General features: G+C 66.3%; 6 protein-coding genes and 2 pseudogenes. 3 read left to right on the top strand and 5 right to left on the bottom strand.

What is annotated here, in order from left to right; all coding sequences use genetic code 11:
- Both ACZ6CL_RS42735 and ACZ6CL_RS42730 read left to right on the top strand, forming a co-directional pair.
- Window positions 1–199 (top strand): transposase (locus tag ACZ6CL_RS42735; RefSeq protein WP_468946937.1); only part of this gene is annotated, 199 nt, incomplete at its 5' end.
- A 408-nt stretch (window positions 200–607) separates the two neighbouring features.
- The gene (locus ACZ6CL_RS42730) at window positions 608–1,015 is read left to right on the top strand and encodes a hypothetical protein (RefSeq protein ID WP_468946935.1); all 408 of its coding nucleotides are present in this window, start codon (window positions 608–610) and stop codon (window positions 1,013–1,015) included.
- Window positions 1,016–1,330: 315 nt separating this feature from the next.
- Here the strand turns inward: ACZ6CL_RS42730 and ACZ6CL_RS42725 are convergent.
- Window positions 1,331–1,540, bottom strand: a pseudogene (locus ACZ6CL_RS42725) (transposase); the annotation flags it as partial.
- A gap of 234 nt (window positions 1,541–1,774) precedes the next feature.
- On the opposite strand from ACZ6CL_RS42725, the gene ACZ6CL_RS42720 reads away from it, so the two are divergent.
- Complete coding sequence (locus ACZ6CL_RS42720; protein WP_468946932.1) at window positions 1,775–2,182, top strand: hypothetical protein; 408 nt, start codon at window positions 1,775–1,777, stop codon at window positions 2,180–2,182.
- Between the two features lie 116 nt (window positions 2,183–2,298).
- Here ACZ6CL_RS42720 and ACZ6CL_RS42715 read toward each other — a convergent pair whose 3' ends face one another.
- The 4 genes and pseudogenes from ACZ6CL_RS42715 to ACZ6CL_RS42700 form a co-directional block, all read right to left on the bottom strand.
- The gene (locus ACZ6CL_RS42715) at window positions 2,299–3,741 is read right to left on the bottom strand and encodes an NF041680 family putative transposase (RefSeq protein WP_468946938.1); all 1,443 of its coding nucleotides are present in this window, start codon (window positions 3,739–3,741) and stop codon (window positions 2,299–2,301) included.
- A gap of 176 nt (window positions 3,742–3,917) precedes the next feature.
- Window positions 3,918–4,850 carry a methylenetetrahydrofolate reductase gene (locus ACZ6CL_RS42710; protein ID WP_468946930.1) on the bottom strand — a complete coding sequence of 311 codons (933 nt, stop codon included), beginning with the start codon at window positions 4,848–4,850 and terminating at the stop codon, window positions 3,918–3,920.
- A 37-nt stretch (window positions 4,851–4,887) separates the two neighbouring features.
- A pseudogene (locus tag ACZ6CL_RS42705) lies at window positions 4,888–5,091 on the bottom strand (NF041680 family putative transposase); the annotation flags it as partial.
- 43 nt (window positions 5,092–5,134) lie between these two features.
- Window positions 5,135–5,333, bottom strand: a 199-nt coding sequence (locus tag ACZ6CL_RS42700) for a transposase (protein ID WP_468946928.1), incomplete at its 5' end; no start/stop codon positions are given.

Here is a 5,333-nt window from a genome sequence, read left to right as displayed (position 1 = left end):
CCGGATCGCACGTCCGGGCATCGAGTCCTCCGAGCGGCTCGGACGGCACCGCTGGAAGATCGAACGGTCCATCGCCTGGCTCTTCGGCTACCGCCTCCTGGCCGTCCGGTACGAACGCAAGAGCAGCCACTTCCTCGCCTTCCTCGGACTCGCCGCCGCACTGACCTGCTACAAGAAGCTCGCCAAACTCACCACGTGAGACATGCTCTAAGCCTCGATCTTGCATGACGGCCCGTCGGTTTTCGGTGGGCCGTTTTTGCTGTTGCGAGCTGGTCGTGGGAATGGTGGTGGCCCGGCTGTCGCGTTGGGGCGGTCGTGGCGGTCTCGGCAGGCGCGCTCATGCTCTCCGAACCGGTCACCGCATGCACGGTCATCGGCACCGTGCTGGTCCTGGCCGGAGCCGCGCCGGCCGCCGCAGCCTTCACGCACGTATCGATGCCCTCAGCGGGTTCATTGGCCGAAAATCGACCCTACCCTCGATCTATTTCTTGACGTGAACGCATCGCCGCGATGGGATCATGCCCATGCCGGACATTGCGTCCATGAGCCGGCATTCCAGAAATAGAGCTATAGGCGGGTTTTTCGTTGACTCGCGAAGGGGAGACACGTGTTGCGAACGAAGGCACTTCCGGCAATGACGGCGATCGCTGCAGCCGCCCTCCTGGGAATCGCCGCAAGTCCTGCCAGTGCTGGCACTGGCCAGCTCTTCGCGGTTCACATAAACAACAACCAAGACTGGGGAAACTTCGAACAGGATCCGTACCAAGACATACCCGGCGATTCCATAAGAGCTTGCGACGTGACTGCCGATGGCTGGGGGGTGACGGCTTACCTCGATTCCAACCACAACGGAGTATATGACCGTACCGCCACTACGAGCGGTCACGCCTCGGGCTACTGCAGCGGATGGGTATCGGGTGATATCAGGGAAGACGCCACGGTGACCCTGAAGGTGTGCAACACCAAATCTGGCTATGCGCCGAAGAATTGCAAGAAAGAGGACTTCACCGCCTAGCCTCGATCGTTCATGAGTCCTCGTCGGTTCGCTGACGGGGACTCTGTGCTTGCGAGGTGCGGAATTTCGTGGGCTGGGGCAGGTTGGCGGCCCGGCTGTCGCGTCGGGTGGGCACCGGGGTTCCACGGCTCCGGGATGTTGCTGTGGCTAGTCGGGACGGATGGAGTCGCTGGTCAGCCGGGGTTCGGCAGGGTTGCGAGTCGCTGGATCACGCGGGTGATCATATCCGTCCAGGGCCATCGGACGGTGAAGCGGAGCCAGCGGCGGCGGCCGGTGGTGACCAGCTGGGCGGTGGCAGAGAATAGCCGCAGGCGAAGCCGTCGCGAGCGCGACATCTAGCAGGACTTTGTCCGGGTCGTGCACCGCACGCGGCTTGCGCCACGGCGCGAGCGCAGCGGATATCGCCTGATCAAGGCCGGTCTTGCGGATTGTCTCGACCAGCAGCACGGACCCGGCCTGGGAGACCACCCCGCGGCCGCCGCCCTGGACACGGACATGCGGGTACGACCCGATACTCTTCTTCACCTGGGAAGTGCCTCCGACGATGGCGGGAACAAGGACCTCAGCAATCCTCATTCTCGCTGGTCAGAGGCACTTTCTGCTTTTCTGATCACCAGCCGGACAGCCCGTTTCGTGAAAGCGCGAGGTTAGGACTCCGCCGTCGCCGCTGCTCTCATCACCACCCCCACCGCCGTACTCGCCGCCGCAGCTGCCTACGCCGCAGGCCGCGCACAAGCGTGGGCGGCGCACCGTGGCCCCGTGGATGCCATCCGTCGGCAACATCAACGCGAGGCATACGCTGCCCTTGTCGTGGAGGTGGCCAAGTACGAGAACCACATGTTCCGGGTGTACCTCGGCACCATCGACCCCGGGATGCAATGCCACTGGAACGACACCCTCACCACCCAGGACAACGAAGCCCTTGTCTCCGCTGCCGCAGCCGTGCGCCTCGAAGGACCGGCACACCTCGCCGATCTGGCCCACCGGATCGAACTCGCCTCGAACCACGTCTACGGTGCCGTGCTGGAACTCCAGCACGCCGAGGATCCCGTCGCCTCTTCCGCGAACGAGAAGTTCGAGGAGCGGCACAACACCCTCAAGGACAGGGCAAAGTCGTTCATTGAAACCGCTAGCGCACATCTCAACGGCGCCAGCGGACGCCAATAAGCCATCCGTGCACAGCAGGGTGCGCCTGGTGACCGGAGGGCAGACGCTGGGGGATGGCTGGCAGGAAGTGGAACGGTCAGCAAGCGGTCGACGGCGTGCCTAAGCTTGTTCTTTATCTACCAAGATCTTCCGGGCTTGCCGATGGCCTTGAGGGTCTCGGGGCGTTTGACGGTCTTGCCGACGTCGTAGCGGGGTGCCCGGTGTTTGTTCTTGGTGCCGGGGGGCCGTCCGGGGCCGGAGCCTCGGGGTTTAGGAACACGGGCAGGGCAGGCGAGGTGAGCGCGGATGTTCCTGAACCCTCGGCGGACCCGGGCGGGGGTAAGCCGGCCGGAAGTGGTGGGTTTCTCCCAGGGCCGGCGAAGGTCCGCGGCGAGCGGCCGGGCGAGCCGGAGCTGGGTGTGAGCGATGATCAGGAGCCAGGTCCAGCGGTCCGCCGCTTCGGGGGTACGGAGTTTCGGGGTGGTCCAGCCGAGCGTCTGCTTCGCGAAGCGGAAGGTGTGCTCCAGATCGAAGCGGCGGAGAAATGCCTGCCAGAAGCGGTCCACGTCGTCCGGGGTGGCGCCGGTCTTGGAGGACCATAACCACACCGGCGGGGCATCCCGGTCCTTCGACAGATGCGCGACTTTCAACCGCATCAACGTCCCCTCGACCAAAGGTAGTTCACCGTCGTGGTCGAGCCAGGATGAGCGGTGGGTGAGCCTTGGGTGGACCCGGTCCCACGCCTGGGTCTCGGCCTTGCCGTAGTTGGTGGTGTCCGTGACCGTGGTGATCGCAGGCTCGGGCCAGGTCTCCGGCTTGGTGAAGCGGAATTCCGGGCCGTGCTTGGGCGGCCGGCCGTTGACTCCGTGCATCCTCGGTGGCTTCGGCAGACGCATCACGCGGTCGGAGCGGACACGGCCGACCATCTCGACCGGCAGGTCGCGCAGGACCCAGGCCAGGCGGGTGACGTCGTAGCCTGCGTCGCTGACGATCACGATATGCGGGTCCCCGGTCTGCCACTGGCCCGCGGCTATGAGCCGCTCGACGACACCCCTCAACTGGGCGGCGGTGACCGCGGTCGCGTCATCCACCGGGCCGAGCCGGACCGCGTCCAAGATCGCGGTCCAGGACGTGGAACTTGGCTCCAACACGGCGACGAAGGAGTAGGGCCAGCCCGGAATGAACTGCGACGCCGTCTTCGCCCGGCCGTAGACGTGGCAGAACAGCCGCTCCGCCGAGCACGGCGCGTCCGAGCGAAGCCGCGGCGACACATCGACCGCCAGGACCAGGCGACCGCCGTCGAAACGCGGGAGCGGTAGCCCGGCCAGCACCGCCCGAAGCCGATCGACGTCGATCCGGCCGTGGTTCAGGCCGCCGTACATCGCTCCGTGCCCACGGCGGTGCTCGGGCAGCAGCGTCAAGTCCACCGGGGACTTCACCGCACCGTCCGCACACAGCACCGCGTCCGTCAGTTCGAACAACTCGTCGCGCCGAGCGGTCAGACACTCGTAGAACTCGCCCCGGAAGCGTGACGCTTCCGCGAACGCTTCCCTCTGAACAGCATCAGGCAGCAGACTCACCCTCGCGGCCTTCGTCGTGGTCACGTGCACCTTGGTCGGAGCACATGATCAGACGAGGGCCGCCCCCACGTCCGGCGAATCCCCAGGTGAGCGACTCAGTTCGAGACGCCATTCGAGGCCGGAAGATGAAGGACAAGCTTATGCAGGCGACGACCGCTTGCCGACCTGACGATGATTCAGCCCAGCAGGTCGCGGATCTCCCGGACGAGGTCGATGGAGGCGTCGATCTCCAGTTTGCGGTTGGTGAGGCTCTCGACGTTGATCCCGAAAGGCAGGCCGAGGCGGCGGCAGTACGCGATCAGGGCCCGGGCGTTGAGGAGGCACTGCTCGTACGACGCGGCGAGGGGGTCGCCGCGGGTGATCTCGGCCTGGAGCCATCGCGGGACCTCGATGCCGAGCCAGGTCATGAACTCCAGGGTCTTCACCGACCCGCACGGGGCCAGGGTCAGCACCACCGGCTTCGGGTCCAGGCCCTGGTCGCGGCAGCTGTGGGTGTAGTCGGAGAGCAGGTTGCGGGTGTGGTCCAGGTCGTAGCAGACCTGGGAGACGAAGAACTCGCAGCCGGCGTCCTGCTTGTGCAGCATGCGTGCGTGCTCCGTCCCCGAGGCGGCGTGCCGTTCGGCGATGACCACGCCGCCCATCCGCGGCGGGAGGGAGAGCCCGGCATGCCGGCGGTAGGCCTCGGGAAGGCTCGTCCGGCCCACCTGGTGCCGGGAGGCCGCGCCGACCAGGACGGTCAGCACCCGGTCGCGGTCGGCCTGCGACCACCAGCGGTCCAGCTGGTCGCCGGTGTACTTGCCCACGGCGCGGTAGACAATCACCGGGCCGGCCCAGTCGGCGAGGTGGCCGTCGAGGAAGTGGGCCGGGTCCATCATCGGCATGAACGGGAACGGTCGCGGGGCCTCGGTCCGGTCGGCCTCGGCGTCCACGTCGTAGAGGATGAGCCCGTCGACCTGCACCGACCGGAGCCGGGTCAGGGCCGCGGCGGCGACGGCGTCGGCCTGCTCGGGGGTGGTGGTCTGCCGTGGCGGGGTCAGGCCGAAGAGCAGGACGCCGTCACGGGTGCGGTCCATAAGCTCGGCGGCCGTCACGGTCTCGGGGGAAGCCATTCGTGCATGATGTCATCCCACTCAGCTTGTTCTTTATCTACCAAGATCTTCCGGGCTTGCCGATGGCCTTGAGGGTCTCGGGGCGTTTGACGGTCTTGCCGACGTCGTAGCGGGGTGCCCGGTGTTTGTTCTTGGTGCGGATGTTCCTGAACCCTCGGCGGACCCGGGCGGGGGTAAGCCGGCCGGAAGTGGTGGGTTTCTCCCAGGGCCGGCGAAGGTCCGCGGCGAGCGGCCGGGCAAGCCCGGAAGATCTTGGTAGATAAAGAACAAGCTAAGAGCATGTCTCACATGGTGAGTTTGGCGAGCTTCTTGTAGCAGGTCAGTGCGGCGGCGAGTCCGAGGAAGGCGAGGAAGTGGCTGCCCTTGCGTTCGTACCGGACGGCCAGGCGGCGGTAGCCGAAGAGCCAGGCGATGGACCGTTCGATCTTCCAGCGGTGCCGTCCGAGCCGCTCGGAGGACTCGATGCCCGGACGTGCGATCCGG

It is taken from the genome of Streptomyces sp. NPDC041200, from assembly GCF_055591805.1.
Note: the sequence above shows the minus strand (reverse complement) of the source record. Positions and strands in the feature narration are given on the sequence as shown.

What these genes read in the sequence shown, in the direction of transcription:
- ACZ6CL_RS42710 (WP_468946930.1), bottom strand. Translation starts at nt 4,850, where the DNA reads ATGGCTTCCCCCGAGACCGTGACGGCCGCCGAGCTTATGGACCGCACC.